This is a genomic window from Flavobacterium sp. Root901, assembly GCF_001429765.1.
Taxonomy (GTDB): domain Bacteria; phylum Bacteroidota; class Bacteroidia; order Flavobacteriales; family Flavobacteriaceae; genus Flavobacterium.
In genome coordinates, this window is record NZ_LMJB01000007.1 from 41,960 (window position 1) to 60,325 (window position 18,366).

Sequence of the window (18,366 nt, forward strand, 5' to 3'; positions counted from 1 at the left end):
TTAAATTTTAAATTCAAAATATCCAATCTCAAAACATAACCTCACACCAACTTCAACCTAATTATGAAAAAAGCAAAACATATCGATAAGAGACCGGAAAACGAGGTACTTATCGCACTGCCAATCATAACAGATGAAAAAACATCTAAAAGCAAAAAAATAGAACCTGAAGAAGCTGTCCTTACTGATGCAGAATTTTTAAAGATTTTATTGAAAGTAAAAAACGGTAACTTTTCCCAGCGTTTCCCTACCGATCAAAACGGAATAAAAAGATCGATTTGCGATACGCTGAATGAAATTATTGACCTGAATGAACGAATGGTTTTTGAGTTTCAAAAAGTTGGTAAAAGCATTGGTAAACAAGGAAAACTAACCAATCGGGTAGTTCTGGACGGAGCACGCGGTTCATGGAGTTCCTGCGTTGATTCTGTAAATACACTGATTTCAGATCTGGTTCACCCAACAATTGAAATTGCACACGTAATTACGTCTGTTGCAAAAGGAAACTTATCTCAGGAAATGCCCTTATCTATTGAAGGAAATCCGCTTCAGGGGGAATTCCTCAGAATTGCCAAAGAGGTAAACGGAATGGTAAAACAGCTGAACCTTTTCTCGATGGAGGTAACCCGTGTAGCACGTGAGGTAGGTACAGAAGGTAAACTGGGAGGTCAGGCAAAAGTTCGTGGTGTGGGTGGTGTATGGAAAGATTTGACCGACTCTGTAAATAAAATGGCAAGTAACCTTACAGGCCAGGTACGTAATATTGCCGATGTAACAACTGCCGTGGCAAAAGGAGATTTGTCTAAAAAAATTACGGTTGACGTAAAAGGGGAAATCTTGGAATTAAAAAATACCATCAACACCATGGTGGATCAGCTGAACTCTTTCTCTTCTGAGGTAACCCGTGTGGCACGTGAGGTAGGTACAGAAGGAAAACTGGGAGGACAAGCGCAGGTAAAAGGTGTTGGTGGAACATGGAAAGATTTAACGGATTCGGTTAACCAGATGGCATCCAACTTAACCGGTCAGGTGCGTAACATTGCCGATGTAACCACAGCCGTGGCAAGAGGAGATTTATCTAAAAAAATTACGGTTGACGTAAAAGGAGAAATCTTAGAGCTGAAAGATACCATTAATACCATGGTGGATCAGCTGAACTCCTTCTCTTCTGAGGTAACGCGTGTGGCGCGTGAAGTAGGTTCTGAAGGAAAACTGGGAGGTCAGGCAAAAGTACGAGGTGTTGGTGGTGTTTGGAAAGATTTAACAGATTCCGTTAACCAGATGGCTTCTAACTTAACCGGTCAGGTACGTAATATTGCCGAAGTAACAACAGCAGTAGCAAAAGGAGATTTATCTAAAAAAATTACCGTAAATGTAGAGGGGGAAATCCTCGAATTAAAAAATACCATCAATACCATGGTGGATCAGCTGAACTCATTTGGTGCCGAGGTAACCCGTGTGGCACGTGAGGTAGGTTCTGAAGGAAAACTGGGAGGTCAGGCAAAAGTAAAAGGTGTTGGTGGAACGTGGAAAGATTTAACCGATTCGGTTAACCAGATGGCTTCTAACTTAACCGGTCAGGTACGTAACATTGCCGAGGTAACAACCGCTGTAGCCAATGGTGACCTTTCGAAAAAAATTACGGCTGTTGCCGAAGGGGAAATCCTGGAGCTTAAAAAAACCATTAATACCATGGTGGATCAGCTGAACTCCTTCTCTTCTGAGGTAACGCGTGTGGCACTTGAGGTTGGTACCGAAGGAAAATTGGGAGGTCAGGCAAAAGTAAAAGGTGTCGGCGGAACATGGAAAGATTTAACGGATTCGGTTAACCAGATGGCCTCTAACTTAACAGGTCAGGTACGTAATATCGCAGAGGTAACAACAGCCGTGGCAAAAGGAGATTTATCCCGTCAAATTACCGTTGATACCAAAGGAGAAATCTTAGAATTAAAAAACACCATTAACACGATGGTGGGGCAGCTGAATTCATTTGCATCTGAGGTAACCCGTGTGGCACGTGAGGTAGGAACTGAAGGAAAACTGGGCGGACAGGCACAGGTGGAAGGTGTCGGCGGAACATGGAAAGATTTGACCGATTCGGTAAACCAGATGGCTTCTAACTTAACCGGTCAGGTACGTAATATTGCCGAAGTAACGACGGCCGTAGCAAAAGGAGATTTATCGCTCCAGATTACGGTTGACGTAAAAGGAGAAATCTTAGAGTTAAAAAATACAATTAATACCATGGTGGATCAGCTTCGAGGCTTTGCTTCGGAGGTAACAAGGGTGTCACGAGAGGTAGGAACAGAAGGAAAACTGGGAGGACAGGCCAATGTGCCCGGAGTTGCAGGAACATGGAAAGATTTAACAGACTCTGTGAATCAAATGGCAGGAAACCTTACCGCTCAGGTACGTAATATTGCCGATGTGGCGATTGCCGTGGCAAATGGAGATATGTCCCGAAAAATTACCGTTGACGTTCGTGGGGAAATTCTTCAGCTGAAAGAAACCTTAAACACGATGGTGGACCAGCTGCGTGAATTTGCCTCTGAAGTAACCCGTGTGGCGCGTGAGGTAGGTACCGAAGGAAAACTGGGCGGACAGGCCAATGTGCCGGGTGTTGCCGGAACATGGAAAGATTTGACAGATTCGGTGAACCAAATGGCTGGTAACTTAACGACTCAGGTACGTAATATTGCCGAGGTAACGATTGCCGTGGCAAATGGAGATATGTCGAAAAAAATTACAGCCGACGTACGTGGAGAGATTCTCCAATTGAAAGAAACCGTAAATACCATGGTGGATCAGCTTCGTGCCTTTGCCTCTGAGGTAACCCGTGTGGCGCGTGAGGTAGGAACTGACGGAAAATTAGGTGGACAGGCTTTTGTACCGGGTGTTGCCGGAACATGGAAAGATTTAACAGATTCGGTTAACCAAATGGCCTCTAACTTAACAGGACAGGTGCGTAATATTGCAGATGTAACCAAAGCCGTGGCAAATGGTGACCTTTCCAAACAAATTACCGTTGACGTAAAAGGAGAAATCCTAGACCTGAAAAACACTTTTAATACGATGGTGGAACAGTTAAATTCGTTTGCCTCTGAGGTAACGCGTGTGGCGCGTGAGGTAGGAACCGAAGGAAAACTGGGAGGACAATCTGAGGTAAAAGGGGTTGCGGGAACATGGAAAGATTTAACGGATTCTGTTAACGTAATGGCATCTAACTTGACGGGACAGGTTCGTGGAATTGCCAAAGTTGTAACTTCTGTAGCAAAAGGAAACTTAAAACAAAAATTATCGATTGACGCAAAAGGTGAAGTAGCACAGCTTACCGATACGATCAACGAAATGATCGATACACTGGCTACCTTCTCAGATCAGGTAACAACTGTGGCACGTGAGGTTGGAGCTGAAGGAAAACTGGGAGGGCAGGCAAACGTTCCGGGAGCTTCGGGAACATGGAAAAACTTAACGGAAAACGTTAACCAGCTGGCAGCAAATCTTACCACGCAGGTACGTGCAATTTCTGAGGTTGCATCGGCGGTAACGCAGGGAGATTTAACGCGAACAATTGGTGTTGAAGCAAAAGGTGAGGTTGAAGCACTTAAAGATACTATCAATCAAATGATTTCTAATCTTAAAGCTACAACTTTACGTAATCAGGAACAAGACTGGCTGAAATCGAATTTGGCTAAATTTACCCAAATGCTTCAGGGGCAAAAAGAGCTTAAATCGGTTACGATGAAAATCCTTTCAGAGCTTGCAGCCGTTGTAACTGCGCAGCACGGACTTTTCTATATCCTGGAAGAAGGCGAGGAATTCATGGATTCGAAGCTGAATTTAATTGCCTCTTACGCTTACATTAAACGAAAAAATTCACCTACCTCCTACGCTATGGGTGAAGGACTTATAGGTCAGGTTGCCGTAGAAAAAGAACGAATTATTTTAAGTAATGTTCCAAAAGATTATATCAGAATCAATTCTGGTTTAGGGGATGCTAAGCCAAAAGACGTGATTATTCTTCCGGTTCTTTTTGAAGGAAGACTTAAAGCTGTTATTGAATTAGCTTCACTTGATACCTTTAGCCAGACTCACTTAGATTTCCTTGAAGGCCTTACTGAAAGTATTGGTATCGTATTAAATACTATCGAATCGAACTCCAGAACAGAAGAACTTCTTGTACAGTCACAATCATTAGCAAGTGAGCTGAAAAGCCAGCAGGAAGTATTGAAAAATACCAACGAAGAGCTGGAAGAAAAAGCAATCTTATTGGCTAATCAAAAAGAAGAAGTGGAGTTGAAAAACCAGGAGGTTGAGGTGGCACGTAAAGCTTTGGAAGAAAAAGCAGATCAGCTTACTTTGACATCCAAATATAAATCGGAATTCCTGGCAAATATGTCGCACGAGTTACGAACGCCGCTAAACAGTTTACAAATCTTAGCCAACGAATTAATCGCCAACCGCGATGGAAATCTATCCGAAAAACAAATTCAGTTTGCTAAAACTATCAACTCTTGCGGTGATGACTTAATTCAGTTAATTAACGACATTCTGGATCTTTCTAAAATTGAATCTGGTTATATTTCTGTAGATTATAACCCAATTAGTTTTGCAGAAATCAGCAGGTTTGTTGAGTCCACCTTCAACCCTATTTCTCAGGCAAAACATCTTCATTTTGAAATTATAATGGATAACAATCTTCCGGAAGTTATGGAAACCGACTCTCAAAGATTGAATCAGATTTTGAAAAACCTTCTTTCGAATTCATTCAAATTCACAGAAAAAGGTGAAGTAAGATTACATATTTACAAAGCAGATAATAACTGGAAAACCAAAAATAATAGTCTGGACAATGCAGAAGCTGTTGTTGCTTTTGAAATTTCAGACACGGGAATCGGAATTTCAAAAGAAAAACAAAACATTATTTTTGAAGCATTCCAGCAGGCAGAAGGTTCTACAAGCCGTAAATACGGAGGAACTGGTTTAGGATTATCGATCAGCCGCGGACTTTCTGATTTATTAGGCGGAAGCATCGAACTGGAAAGTGATACCAATATTGGAAGTAAATTTACCTTGTTTTTACCATTGAAATTTGTTCATATTCCTGAATTGGAAGATATTACCGTAAATGAAGAAACAAATGTAATTCACGCAGGGAAAAGTCGTTTAAAATCACTTCCTTCTTCAAGTTTCAAGAAATCGGATATGGATTTGTACTTTGTAGATGAGGTTGGTGATGACCGTGCCGATATCAAGCCGGAAGATAAAATCCTTTTAATTGCCGAAGATAATCTGACATTTGCAAGGATTTTGTTAGACAGAGCGCATCAGCATGGAATTAAAGCAATTGTAACCACACGCGGTAATGATGTTGTTGATTATATCAATCAGTTTCAGCCTCATGCAATTACAATGGATTTAAATATGCCGGATACCAGCGGCTGGAAAATTTTGGACCGATTAAAAACCGATTTTACGCTTCGTCATATTCCGGTTTACATTATCTCAGGAGAAGATGAACGAAATAAAGGCTTAAAGCGCGGTGCGAGAAACTTTTTCCTTAAGCCTGTCAAAAATGAATTGTTGACTTCTTTATTTAATGATATTCAGGATTTTAAAGATAAGAAAGAAAAAAACCTGCTGGTTGTCGATGATAATCAATTTGAATTAGATCGAATTGTTGAAGCGGTTAAAGGAGACGATATTATAATTTCTACTGCATTGACGGCTCAGGAAGCGGTAAAACTTATAGAGAAAAAATCATTTGATTGTATTATATTAGATTTAATTCTTCCCGATGCTGACGGTTTAGATTTAATAAGCGATCTGGAAAATAATATCAGCGGTCAGGAAACGGCGATAATAGTTCATTCTGCCGGTGATGTCAATAAAAAACAACGCAGTAAACTCAGCAGGTTTGCACACAGTATTATTACAAAAAGCGCAACCTCAATGGATGAATTAGTTGATCAGGCTGCACTGTTCCTGCATCGTGTACATAAGGACCTGCCGGAAAGTATGAAAGACAGAATTGAAACTTATTATTTAAAAGAAGATGTTCTAATCAATAAAAAAGTACTTTTGGTAGATGACGATGTACGAAACCTGTTTGCGCTTACAACAGCTCTGGAGCGATTTGGTCTGGAAGTTATCAGCGCAGAAAGCGGTCATGAAGCCATTGATATTTTAAGTCAGAATATAAAAATTGATATTGTTTTGATGGATATCATGATGCCGGAATTAGACGGATACGAAACCATGAAAATTATTAGAAAAAATATAAAACATAAAGATTTAACTATCATTGCCGTAACAGCAAAAGCAATGAAAGGAGACAGACAGCGTTGTATTGAATCTGGTGCATCAGATTATATTACTAAACCGGTTAATGTTGAACAATTATCCTCTTTAATGAGAGTATGGTTAAAATAATTCCCTTATTATGAAGAGCCAAAGCCCCATAGAAGAAAATTCCGTGAAGATATTAATTGTTGATGACAAGAAGGAAAACCTACTTTCGCTTCAGGTCATACTTGCAGATCAGGGGTATGAGTTTGTCGAAGCAACTTCCGGAAAAGATGCTTTACGAATTCTTCTTAAAAGCCAGGATTTTGCTATTATTCTGATGGATGTTCAGATGCCGCTTATGGATGGGTTTGAAACTGCCGAGCTTATTCGCCAGAGCGACAAACTTAAACATGTGCCTATTATTTTCTTAACTGCTAATATGAACACCACAGATTATATTTTTAAAGGATATCAGTCTGGTGCTGTCGATTATATGATTAAACCTTTGTCTGCAGAAATTCTGCAGGCAAAGGTAATGGTGTTTACAGAATTGTATAAGAAAAACAGGGAATTGCGCCTTAAAGAAGAAGAAGCTACTGCGCTTAATGCAAAAATTACCAAAGCAAATGATGAATTGGCAGCGCAGTATATTGCGATAGAAAAATATGCAACAGAATTAAAAAAGAAAAACACGGAGCTTGACGCTTTTACGCATATTTCAAGTCACGACTTACAGGAACCGCTTCGTAAAATTCAAACCTTTACCAACATTATTCTCGCAAAAGAATATCCCAATCTGAGTCCGGATGGAAAGGCTAAGTTTGAGCGCATTTTGTATTCTACAAACCGAATGCGCGAACTTATCAATGACCTTTTGACTTTTTCACGAACTAATATTACAGACCGCGTTTATGAAAACACCGATCTTAATATTATTATTGAAAATGTAAAGGAAGCGCTTCGGGAAAATATCAAAGAAAAAAATGCTGTAATTGTCACAGAACTTCATGGAAAGATTAATATTATTCCGTTTTTATTTATTCAGCTAATCGAAAATCTGGTCAACAATGCATTAAAATTTTCGAAGAAAGAAATTCCACTTGAAATCGAAATCAAAAGCAGAATAGTTCGTGGCGAAGAATTATTATATGATAAAATATCATCAGCTGAAAATTACTGTCATATTAGTTTTAGAGATAACGGAATTGGTTTTGAACCGGAACACAGCGAAAAAATATTCGGCGTTTTTCAACGATTACACAGCAGGGATGTTTATGACGGAACCGGAATTGGCCTGGCTATTGTAAAAAAAATTGTAGAAAACCACAATGGCTTTATCAATGCTACGGCTAAACCAATGGAAGGTGCAACATTTAATATTTATATTCCGCAGGAGTAGTTTTTTAAGGATATTCGCTAAGATTTAAGTTTTTTTATCATCAGGAAATTTAAATATCTTTGACAAAATATGCAGGAAAAACTTCGGGAACATATTGAAAAAATAATACAACTGACAGATGAAGAGTTTTCATTTGTCAGTCAGCATTTTATCCCTAAAAAGTTCAAAAAACATCAATTTCTGATTCAGGAAGACGATGAAGTTAAATATGCTTATTTTGTGGTTTCAGGACTTTTGAAATTGGTTTACACCGATGAATCGCTAAAACAACATATTGTGTCTTTTGCAATGGAAGACTGGTGGGAAAGTGATTATTATGCCTATTTTACGCAGACAAAAGCTACGATGTCATTAGAATGTCTTGAAGATACGGAAGTCCTTTGTTTTACACTTGACGATTATAAAAATTTATGCGATAATCTTCCAAAAATGCAGCGCTTTTTTCTGGAAAAAGCCAACTTTGGTTTCCTGGCCTCACAGCGCCGTATTATTTCCTGGATGACCTCTAATCCAAAAGAGCGATATGAACAGCTTTTAAAGCAGTATCCTTTGCTTTTTCAGCGTGTTCCTAAAAACCTTATTGCATCTTATCTGGGCGTTTCCCGCGAAACTTTAAGTCGTTTATCTTCCTAAAATGTGACATTTCGCACTTCAAATTCGTGACAAATGTCAAGTTAGGTTTACATTTCTTATTTCGAATTTTGCTTTATAATTTTAATAAAGAAAAGAAATGGAAAAGAGAATAATTAATCCGTGGAAATGGCAGGACGAACGCAGTTATGCACAAGCAGTTGAAGTAAAAAATCCGCAGGGAACGTTATATGTTTCCGGACAGACTGCTATAAATGCCGAAGGAATTTCAAGTGACGAAAATATGGAATCCCAGCTTAAACTGGCCATCCAAAATCTCGAGCAGGTAATTACCGAAGCGGGTTACGAATGCAGCGGAATTGTTAGATTAAATATCTACACGACTGCAACATCAGAACTTTGGCCGCACTTTAATATTCTGCAGGAATGGATTGCAAAACACAATATTCAACAAGCCACAACACTAATGGAAGTAAAAAGTCTTTTTGAAACCGTAAAAGTAGAACTCGAAGCTACTGTTGTTAAGTGAGTTTTTCAGTTTTCAGTCGCAGTTTTCAGTCGCAGTTTTCAGTTTACAAGACTTAACTAGTACTTTATCTTTGTCAAAGTTTAAAACTTTGACAAAGATTCTAAACTTAGAAACTTAGCATCTCAGTACCTTAGAAACTCAGCATCTTAGAACCTTAGTATCTTAGAATCTCATCACCTTAAACATACTCCCCATCCTTTACTTTAAAAGCCCATGCTGCCATAGCTTCAATAACCGGCAGTAAACCTACACCGGCATTACTGAGTTTATAAGTTACAAAAGGAGGCACAACAGGTTTAGCTTCTCTGATAATAAGAGCATCTGCCTCTAATTGTTTTAAATGCTGAATAAGTACTTTTTCTGTTATGGCAGGAATTTCTCTTTTTAATTCGCTGTAGCGTTTCATTCCGCTAGATAAATGCCACAGAATTATAGGTTTCCAGTACCCTCCTATTTTTTCCATTACAAAAGTAACAGGGCATTTTTCGAGTGCATACTGCTTGTTTTCCTGAATTGTCGATGATTCTTTAATTGCGGTCATAATACATACTTTAGGGTAAGTACTTGTATAAAAGTAAGTACAAATATACCTTTGTAACTGTAATAAAAAAATTATTTAACATGAAAATTATAATCTCAGGTTCTTTAGGAAATATTGGAAAAACCCTCACTACAAAACTTGTTGGTGCAGGGCACGACGTTACCGTAATAAGCAGTAATGCCGACAGAAAAACAGAAATAGAAAAATTAGGCGCAAAAGCAGCGGTTGGATCCGTAAGCGATTCTGATTTTTTAATTGAAGCTTTAACTAATGCCGATGCCGTTTTTGCCATGACACCGCCAAATTTAGGAGGAGCAGATGTAATTGCAAATACAACTGAAGCCGGAAAATCCTTTGCAAAAGCAATTGAAAAAACAGGTGTAAAACGTGTTGTAATGCTAAGTAGTATTGGAGCCGATTTGCCAAACGGAAACGGACCGATCGCGGGACTTCATAATATTGAAAAAATATATAACGAACTAAATACTTCTGTCACTTTTTTAAGAGCCGGGTTCTTTTATACCAACTTTTATAATGATGTTCCAATGATTAAAGGAGCCGGAATTATAGGATCTAATTATCCTTCTGATATTAAAATTCCGTTTGTTCATCCGCAGGATATTGCACAGGCTGCTGCCGAAGAATTACTGCAAACTCCGACCGGAAAAAATATTCGATATATCATCAGCGATGTTCGTACTCCAGGTGAAGCAGCAAAAATTTTCGGAAATGCGATTGCAAAACCAGACTTGCCATGGATTGAATTTACAGACGAACAAGCTTTTGAAGGAATGACTCAGGCCGGAATACCCCAAGAAATTGCCCAATTATACACCGAAATGGGAACTGGTTTAAGAAGCGGAAAAATTCCTGAACATTTTAATAACAGTAAAGCTTTGGTTGACGGAAAAATAAAACTGGAAGATTTTGCACTGGAATTTGCTTCAAAATTCTAATATAAATAAAAAAGCAGCAAAATATTTTTGCTGCTTTTTTTGTTTTAGGAAATGTAAATTAATCCGGGTTTGCCAGAATTTTATACAATTCTGCATTTGAAATATAAAACTGATTTTCAATTCCAATTTGAGATAATCTGGCACTGACCAAATTATTTTCTCTGGAATTAATAAGGAATATGGAACTTTCGCCAAAAGAGAACAATTTCTCCTCTGAGTTCAGCATAGTTGTATAATCTTTTACCAGATTGTCAATTACATTCTTTTGTCTTTTTAATGATGCAATTTCCGTTTGCTGGGCTTTTATCTTGTTTTTTAGCTCTAATCGTTGTTGTTCAATATCAAACTTTAAATCCTGAATTTTAAGCTTAGCCAATTTCAGGCCTCCTCTCTCCTTTCTTAAAAAAATCGGAATACTGAAATCAATATTAAATTTATAATCATCAGCATTAAAAGAATCAAAATATGATGGTTCTGAAATATAATTGTAACCAACATTTAATTTTGGAAGCAAAGAATTTGCCTTTAATTGTCTGTTTATTTCCAGTATTGACATTTTAGTTTCTAACGCCTGAATTTTAGGATGCGAATCCAGCGTTTCAACATTTACCATCATCGCTGCTGTTTTTAATGTTTCTTCTAATGTCAGAATTAAATTTTCTTCCGGTTTAACCATATCTCCCAATTCCACAGGAACATTTTCAAGCCATAAATAATTAGAAAGATACAATTTAGCTTTAGCTAATTTCAGGTTTCCATTTTCTACATTCAATTCTCTGTTTCTAACTGTAATTCCGGCTTCAACGCTATCAATTGAAGGCGCATCGCCAAGTTCAATTAGTTTTTTTACACCCTGAAAACGCGTGCTTGCAAAACCAAGATATCTTTTATAAAGTTCTGCTTCATTATAACTCTTTCGCCATTCAAAATAAGCTTCACTTGCTTTATACAAAACTTCTATCGCTCTTAGTTTTCGCTGTGCATCACTCAGCTTTAACTGCAGTTTACCTTCCCTCACGTCAGCCATACGCTGATTTATAAACATTCCCTGTCCTAAGGCAACACTTATTCCTAAAGAAGTCAAACCGTTATCCGGTGTACGATTCTGCGGATTATAATATTGACCGTCAGTATCGTCGAAACCGGCCTTGATTTCAATTCCGTACCATGTTGGTATCTTAAAACTGCTGTTTAATAACGAATAATATTCTGTTCCTTTAAATTCTTTCTTGTTGTAATCGACTTCAATTTTTGGGTCAAAACCGCCGCGCGCCATCATCAATGCAGCCTCAGCGTTTGTAATTTCCAGATTTGCCTGTTTTACCAGCGGATGATATTTTTTTACATATCCTAAAAACTCGCTGTAACTCAATTCTTCTTTATTAAAATCCTGACCATAAAGTGTTGAAAAGCCCAATAAAAACAAAAAAGAAAACAGCTTTACAGCCTCTGTAATTCTATTTTTTGTCTTTTCCATTTTTTACCTCCTTTTCATCTGACTTATAATAATTTGGCGGAAAACCGTTTAAGTTTCGCCATATTTCATACCAAACTGAAACTGTTTCTAACAAAGCAATACTTTGCGCTCCAGCCCCAATGCTTAGTTCTTTAGGCCATTTAGCATCTTTTCCGTCCGGCGAAATTAAAACCCTGTATTTTCCGTTTGCACTTATAAAATTTTCAATAGCCACTACACGGCCTCCAAAAGTTCCGTATGACAATCCCGGCCAGCCCGAAAATACAATTCTGGGCCATCCGTCAAACCAGACACGCACTTTTGCACCGCGATGCACCAACGGAAGATCGATTGGGTCAACATACGTTTCTACCGCAATATCATAACTTGACGGCATGATACTGACAATTGGCGTTCCTTCTTTAATTGTCTCTCCAAGACCTGCCAGTAAAGCACGGTTTACATAACCGCTCTGTGGAGCCAGAATGTAATATAAACCATTTCTAATACTGTAGTTTACATATTGATTCTGCAATTTATTGACCTGCGCTTTTGTATCGTACTGCGTACTTAAGGCAGTAAATTTTTCACTTCTGGATTTTGATATTTTTTCAGAATATTCAGCCGTGATGCGATTAATTTCAACCCTTGCATTTATCAGTTCATTTTTACTGCTCAAAAGTTTGTTTTGCTGCGTAATAATGTACGCTTCAGATTCCTGAAGTTTTAATCGTTTCTGTTCTACATCCGTAAGAGGTTTCAAACCTTCTTTATTAAGTGCTGTAGAACGGTCAAATTGTGTTTTTGCAATTCTCAACTGCGTTTTTACCGCTTCAAGATCCATGCTGTCACTTTTAATTTTCAGCTGAGCCTGCTTAATTTTATTTTGCGCCTGCTGTAATTTTAATTCTTTTTCTGTATCCAGGGATTTTGCCTGAACATCCAGTGAATTAACTTTATCTCCATAAGATTCTACAGCCATTTTCTTGGCATCAACCTGATCTTTTGTATTGCCAACCAAATTAGGGTCCAGATAATCTTCTTTTGTTTCAGAAATAAACAAAATTGTATCTCCTTTTTTCACATAATCCCCTTCCTGAACATACCATTTTTCAATTCTACCCGCAATGGCATTATGTACAGTCTGCGGTCTTTGGTCCGGTTTTAAAGTTGTTACAGAACCACTTCCTGAAATATTTTGTGTCCACGGAAGAAAAAGGCATGCAACAGCAAAAATCAAAAAGCCAACTATTACTCTGTTTAAAATTTTATAATGCGGCCTGCGGGCAACACTGGTAATCGATTTATATTTTCCGGGTGTTATAAGTACGTTATTATCTTTTGATATATTAAGCATGATTAAAGCTTTATGTCGTTAATAATTTTTCCATCATCTATCGTTATCATTCGGCTGCATTTGTTCTTCCAGATATCATTTTTAGAAGTTACAATTACTGTCCAGTCATTTTCTTCGGAAAGTAAAAAATCAACAATTTTGCCCGAAGTCAGTTCATCCATTTTATCAACTGGATCTTCAAGGAATAATATATTCGGTTTGTTTACAATACTTCTTGCCAAAAGAATTTTTTGAACATCTGAAGCAGAAAGTTCGCGTCCGCCCGGGTGAATCTGATGCTCAAGTCCATTTGGAAAAGTTTTAATAAAAGGCGTTAAATAGACATTATCCAGCGCCCATTTTAAATCGTCATTTGTGATAGCTTCATTTCCAAAAAGAATATTTTCTTTAATTGTACCAGCAAAAAGTGTATCGCCCTGTAAAAAAGTACCGGCCTGCGCTCTGTAACTGTCTTCATCCAGACGATTCATAAAATTATCTGTTACGTACATTGCACCGCTTTCCGGCTCCAGTAATCCGGCAAGTAAGCGCAATAAAGTGCTTTTTCCGGCACCGTTTGTTCCTCTCAAAATTATTTTTTCACCCTGAGATATTTTCAGGTTAATATTTTTAAGTGATTTTTTACTATGTTCCGGATAACTATAGGCAATACTTTCTGTTTCAATTGTAATTCCGGTTTCTGCAATTACAGATGTTTGTGGAATACATGAAATTTCCATATCAGTTACCTGACCAATTTTTTCTACAGATGTCAAAACATCATAAAAAGATTCTAATCCGAAGATGATTTTTTCTACCGAATTGATTAACAATACAATTACAATTTCAGCTGCCACAAACTGCCCAATATTCATTTGATGGTGAATTACCAGAAAACCACCAATCGATAACAGAGCAGCTGTAACAATTACTTTAAAAATAGTAAGCTGAATATATTGTTTTTTCATTACCTGAAAGTGTTTTTCGCGGTAATTTATATATTGAGATACATAGCCGTCATTTCGGTCTAATGCATAATCAAAACCGCCTTTTCTGCGAAAACTTTCGCGATTACGAGCTATTTCCTGAATCCAGGCCGCAACTTTATATTTGAATTTTGATTCGTTAAGACTTGTTTCAAGACCATCCTTATAAGAAAATTTAAATATGATATACAAAATGGCAATAAACAAAAGCCCGATTACCATAAAAAAGGAATGGTATAAAACCAGCAAAATGATTCCAAGACCAACCTGAAGAAAGGCTGTACAAAAATCCAGCAGTAATTTTGCTGTTCCTTTCTGAACCATAAGTGTATCAAAAAAACGGTTGGCTTTTTCGGGTGCATACTCAGAATACATTTCTTTAAATTTGATTAAAGGCATTCTGTAAGCAAACTCAAACGATGATCGTACAAAAATTCGCTGCTGAAGATTTTCGACAATCCTTAATTGCAAAATGATTAGGACTCCGCCAAAACCAACGCCAATTGTAACCAGAAAAACCAGCACAATCCAGGAAACACTAAGCTGCCCGCTTTGAATAAAATTAATAATAGCCTGAATCCCCAAAGGAAGAGAAAGGTTGACCAAACCGGCAAAAGCGGCATAAAATATAATTTGGTATACGTCGCGCTTGTCCAGTGCGAGTAAGTTATAAAAACGTTTTAAAGGTGTCATGAATTTATATATAAATACAAGATTAATAGATAGATTGATATACGGAAAATGCCGTATTAAGGATTACAAAAATTATTGTAATCCTATAAAAATTAAACTCTTATACAGTAATTCGAGGAGGCGGTAAATGAATTTTACCATGAAAGCCAAATGAAAAAATCGGGTTGTCTATATAATTTTTTCCTTTAAAGTCAATTTGAAAATACAATCCCGGCACAGAAGCGTCTAAAGGAACAAGATATTCCAATAACGGAATGCCTTTTGCCAGTTTTGTTGTTTTGGTATCTTTTGCTTCATAATCATCCAGTTCTTCGGGAATTCCGTCGCATTTAAAGATTTTTTTTAAGAAATTACAAGTCATTCCTTTAACAGAATGCGTTTCGTGATTATCTTTTATAATACGGCTGAAAGTACTGGAGACATTAATACTGCTCAGTAAAAAATAGCCAATTAGTAACGCCTGAAGGCATTTACATAAAAGACTATTTTTAATTCTGTTCAGCATTGCAAAAAAATAAATTTCGGGGTGCAAGTTAAAACTAAATTTTTATCGCAACATTAGAATAACATTAGAATTCAAATTATTATTTCCCTTGACTTTACTGGCTTTCCTACTAATAAAATCATAAAAAAAGCGGCACAATAGCCGCTTTATATTTTAATATTTTAATTGTATTTTAATCCCAATTATTAGTTTTTGAAGCACTATATCTTCCTCCTCCTGTAAAATACAAAGCAAGCGATGTGAAGAAATATAACCCCAGAAGTTCCAGTTCCCAGCCTCCGTGATCACTTATTTTAAAAATATCCTGACTGTGTACCATTAATACAGCAACTAAACAGTTGAATGCATAAATCAAAGCAGCAATTCTGGTTCTAAAACCGATTATAATTAAGATTGGTGCTAAAATCTCGCCTATCAAAACTCCGTAAGCAAAGAAACCCGGAAGCCCTTTTTGAACAAGCATACCGCTTATAAATTCTAAACCTCCACTTAATTTTGAAATACCATGCAAAAGCATTAAAAATCCAATTGTAATACGAAGTATTAACAAACCAAAATCGTTGTTTTTTCTCATTTTAAAATAATTAGGTTACTATTAAAATTCAGTATTTCATACCAAAATACTCATTAGTATGATAGCTGCTAAAAGTAAAAATAGTAAAATTAAATTTAGCATCACTTACAGATTTTTGATTTTCGTTTTAGAAAAAAAACATCATAACTAAATAAACATTCATTTATTATTATATATTTGCACAGTCAATTCAATTTAAAATCCTTTTCATTTGAGAACAAGAGACATTAATAAGGAAGAATTAGTTAAAGAAAAAACTATAGAAATGATTGTAAAGTATGGCATCGAAGGCTTTACAATGAATAAACTTGCCAAAGAATGCGGTATTTCTGTAGCGACACTTTACATTTATTATGCTGACAAAGAAGATCTGATTAAGAAAATTGGAACTGAAATGGGCACTTACTTCTTTAAAAGTTCGCTTAAAGATTTTTCGCCGGATATGCCTTTTGCAGAAGGATTGGCCAAACAATGGGAAAACAGATCAGAGTTTATGCTGAAAAACACTGATAAAATTGCCTGTTGGGAAATTCTTCAAAACTCCAATTACGGTGAACATATCGTAAACGAGAGTTTAATTGAATTAAAAGAAATCATGATGCAGTTTTTACATGGTGCAATTAAGAGAAAGGAAATTGTACCTGTATCTAAAGAAGTATTCTGGAGCATTGCCTACGGGCCTTTATATAATTTGCTTCGTTTTCATGAGAAAGGAAAAGGACTGGGGGGTACTACTCCATTTCAATTAACAAAGGATATTCAACAAGAGGCTTTTAGACTAGTGATAAAAGCATTAACACCTTAAATTTTATGTTATGAATGTATTGATTTTTGCCACTAATATAAAAACAGAATCAAGTAAAAACAAAATAGCAACATTCTTAAACGCAAACAAATCTATTGTACAATGGAGCATTGATCAGGAAGATATTGATTGTGTTTTAAGAGTTATAAGCGAAAAACTAAATGCAGCCCAAATAATTGATTTATTAAATTTTCACAATTTTGACTGCAAAGAACTACAATAATATATGAACGAAAAACAAACTCTCGCACCCGGTTTTAATGGCTATCAAAAACTGGTAATATTTCTTTTAGCCATGACACAATTTACTGTTGTGCTGGATTTTATGGTAATGTCGCCGCTTGGTGATATTATGATGAAAACCTTAAAAATTACGGCATCGCAGTTTGGTATTGCCGTATCTGCTTATGCCTTCAGCGCCGGAATTTCGGGATTGCTTACAGCAGGTTTTGCAGATAAATTTGACCGAAAAAAATTGCTTCTTTTCTTTTATATCGGATTTACAATCGGGACTTTATTCTGCGCACTGGCACCAAACTTTTTTCTTTTGGTTGCGGCGCGTATTTTTACCGGATTATTTGGCGGTGTAATTGGTTCCATTTCACTGGCTATTGTTGCTGATTTGTTCAGTCTTCAACAGCGGGGAAAAGTAATGGGATTTATCCAGATGGGATTCGGCGTAAGCCAGGTTCTCGGTATTCCGATTGGTTTATACATTGCAAACCAATGGGGCTGGCATGTTCCGTTTTTATGGATCGCTGCTATGGCTGCCATTATCACGATTATCCTGTACATTAGATTAAAACCTGTTAACGAGCATTTAAAACTAAAACAGGAAAAAACAGCGTTACTGCATTTACTCCATACGATTTCGAAAAAAAATTATCAGGTTGGGTTTTTAGCTACTGCGCTGCTTTCTATTGGCGGTTTTATGATGATGCCTTTTGGAAGTGCGTTTGCCATTAACAACCTTAAAGTAACAAATGAACAACTGCCTTTGTTATTCATGATTACCGGAATTGCAACTTTAATTACAATGCCTTTCATTGGTAAACTGAGTGATAAAGTAAACAAATTTAAAATTTTTGCATTTGCTACTGTATCTGCGGTGATTTTAATTAATATTTATTCGCATTTTGGTCCAACTCCATTTTACATAGTGCTGCTGATTAATGTATTTATGATGGCCACAATTATGAGCAGAATGGTTCCGGCAACAACATTGACCTCTGCAATTCCGGATCCTCATGATCGTGGTGCATTTATGAGTATTAACTCTTCTTTACAGCAGATGGCAGGAGGCTTTGGTGCTGTAATTGCCGGGTTAATCATTTATCAAAAAGACAGTTATGCTCCGCTGGAACATTATGATATTTTAGCAATGGTGGCTTCCGGAATTATGTTACTTACTATATTTTTAGTATTCAGAGTAAGTAAAATTGTAGATCAGAAAACATCAAAATTATAAAGAGATTCTAAGTAAGAATTAATTTTTAAAGGAACTCCCGTCGTAATGGCGGGAGTTTTTTTATGGATAAAACCTCACAATGAACTATTAATATCACAAATACAGACTTTTAACAATTACATTGCTTTTATAGAATTATTCGTGACAAAATTTATTGCTTTTATGACATAAAATCTTACTCCTGTATCAATTTATCAATTGCCGCTATAGATCTGCAGTAATTTTAGTAAAAAAACAAG

General features: G+C 36.8%; 14 protein-coding genes. 8 read left to right on the top strand and 6 right to left on the bottom strand.

Annotated elements, in window-relative coordinates; all coding sequences use genetic code 11:
• Nucleotides 1-63 precede the first annotated feature (63 nt).
• From ASE21_RS13645 to ASE21_RS13660, 4 genes are all read left to right on the top strand, one after another.
• Nucleotides 64-6,432 carry a HAMP domain-containing protein gene (locus tag ASE21_RS13645; protein WP_082603479.1) on the top strand — a complete coding sequence of 2,123 codons (6,369 nt, stop codon included), beginning with the start codon at nucleotides 64-66 and terminating at the stop codon, nucleotides 6,430-6,432.
• Between the two features lie 10 nt (nucleotides 6,433-6,442).
• Nucleotides 6,443-7,687, top strand: a complete 1,245-nt coding sequence (locus ASE21_RS13650) for a sensor histidine kinase (protein ID WP_057123240.1) — start codon at nucleotides 6,443-6,445, stop codon at nucleotides 7,685-7,687.
• Nucleotides 7,688-7,756: 69 nt separating this feature from the next.
• The gene (locus tag ASE21_RS13655; protein ID WP_057123241.1) at nucleotides 7,757-8,320 is read left to right on the top strand and encodes a Crp/Fnr family transcriptional regulator; all 564 of its coding nucleotides are present in this window, start codon (nucleotides 7,757-7,759) and stop codon (nucleotides 8,318-8,320) included.
• A gap of 97 nt (nucleotides 8,321-8,417) precedes the next feature.
• Nucleotides 8,418-8,807, top strand: coding sequence for a RidA family protein (locus ASE21_RS13660; RefSeq protein ID WP_057123242.1), 390 nt, complete (start codon nucleotides 8,418-8,420; stop codon nucleotides 8,805-8,807).
• Between the two features lie 178 nt (nucleotides 8,808-8,985).
• On the opposite strand, the gene ASE21_RS13665 is transcribed toward ASE21_RS13660, so the two are convergent.
• A complete protein-coding gene (locus ASE21_RS13665; RefSeq protein WP_057123243.1) occupies nucleotides 8,986-9,348 on the bottom strand; it encodes a winged helix-turn-helix transcriptional regulator in 363 nt (120 codons plus the stop codon).
• A gap of 80 nt (nucleotides 9,349-9,428) precedes the next feature.
• Here ASE21_RS13665 and ASE21_RS13670 point away from each other — a divergent pair, with 80 nt between their 5' ends.
• On the top strand, nucleotides 9,429-10,304 hold the full coding sequence (locus tag ASE21_RS13670) for an NAD(P)H-binding protein (protein ID WP_057123244.1): 876 nt from the start codon (nucleotides 9,429-9,431) through the stop codon (nucleotides 10,302-10,304).
• Between the two features lie 58 nt (nucleotides 10,305-10,362).
• On the opposite strand, the gene ASE21_RS13675 is transcribed toward ASE21_RS13670, so the two are convergent.
• From ASE21_RS13675 to ASE21_RS13695, 5 genes are all read right to left on the bottom strand, one after another.
• Complete coding sequence (locus tag ASE21_RS13675; RefSeq protein WP_057123245.1) at nucleotides 10,363-11,781, bottom strand: TolC family protein; 1,419 nt, start codon at nucleotides 11,779-11,781, stop codon at nucleotides 10,363-10,365.
• Nucleotides 11,762-13,117, bottom strand: coding sequence for an HlyD family secretion protein (locus tag ASE21_RS13680; protein WP_057123246.1), 1,356 nt, complete (start codon nucleotides 13,115-13,117; stop codon nucleotides 11,762-11,764). Before ASE21_RS13680 ends, ASE21_RS13675 begins: the two co-directional genes overlap by 20 nt.
• 2 nt (nucleotides 13,118-13,119) lie before the next feature.
• Entirely contained in the window at nucleotides 13,120-14,775 is a 1,656-nt protein-coding gene (locus ASE21_RS13685; RefSeq protein ID WP_057123247.1) for a peptidase domain-containing ABC transporter, read from the bottom strand.
• 100 nt (nucleotides 14,776-14,875) lie between these two features.
• Nucleotides 14,876-15,280: a hypothetical protein gene (locus ASE21_RS13690; protein WP_057123248.1), complete on the bottom strand. Its 405-nt coding sequence runs from the start codon at nucleotides 15,278-15,280 to the stop codon at nucleotides 14,876-14,878.
• A 172-nt stretch (nucleotides 15,281-15,452) separates the two neighbouring features.
• Nucleotides 15,453-15,854, bottom strand: a complete 402-nt coding sequence (locus tag ASE21_RS13695; protein ID WP_057123249.1) for a DoxX family protein — start codon at nucleotides 15,852-15,854, stop codon at nucleotides 15,453-15,455.
• A 211-nt stretch (nucleotides 15,855-16,065) separates the two neighbouring features.
• Here ASE21_RS13695 and ASE21_RS13700 point away from each other — a divergent pair, with 211 nt between their 5' ends.
• Genes ASE21_RS13700 through ASE21_RS13710 form a run of 3 tightly spaced genes read left to right on the top strand, consistent with a single transcriptional unit; the run spans nucleotide 16,066 to nucleotide 18,127 of the window.
• Complete coding sequence (locus ASE21_RS13700; RefSeq protein ID WP_057123250.1) at nucleotides 16,066-16,659, top strand: TetR/AcrR family transcriptional regulator; 594 nt, start codon at nucleotides 16,066-16,068, stop codon at nucleotides 16,657-16,659.
• Nucleotides 16,660-16,669: 10 nt separating this feature from the next.
• The gene (locus ASE21_RS13705) at nucleotides 16,670-16,882 is read left to right on the top strand and encodes a hypothetical protein (RefSeq protein WP_057123251.1); all 213 of its coding nucleotides are present in this window, start codon (nucleotides 16,670-16,672) and stop codon (nucleotides 16,880-16,882) included.
• Nucleotides 16,883-16,885: 3 nt separating this feature from the next.
• Complete coding sequence (locus ASE21_RS13710; RefSeq protein ID WP_057123252.1) at nucleotides 16,886-18,127, top strand: MFS transporter; 1,242 nt, start codon at nucleotides 16,886-16,888, stop codon at nucleotides 18,125-18,127.
• Nucleotides 18,128-18,366: the final 239 nt, after the last annotated feature.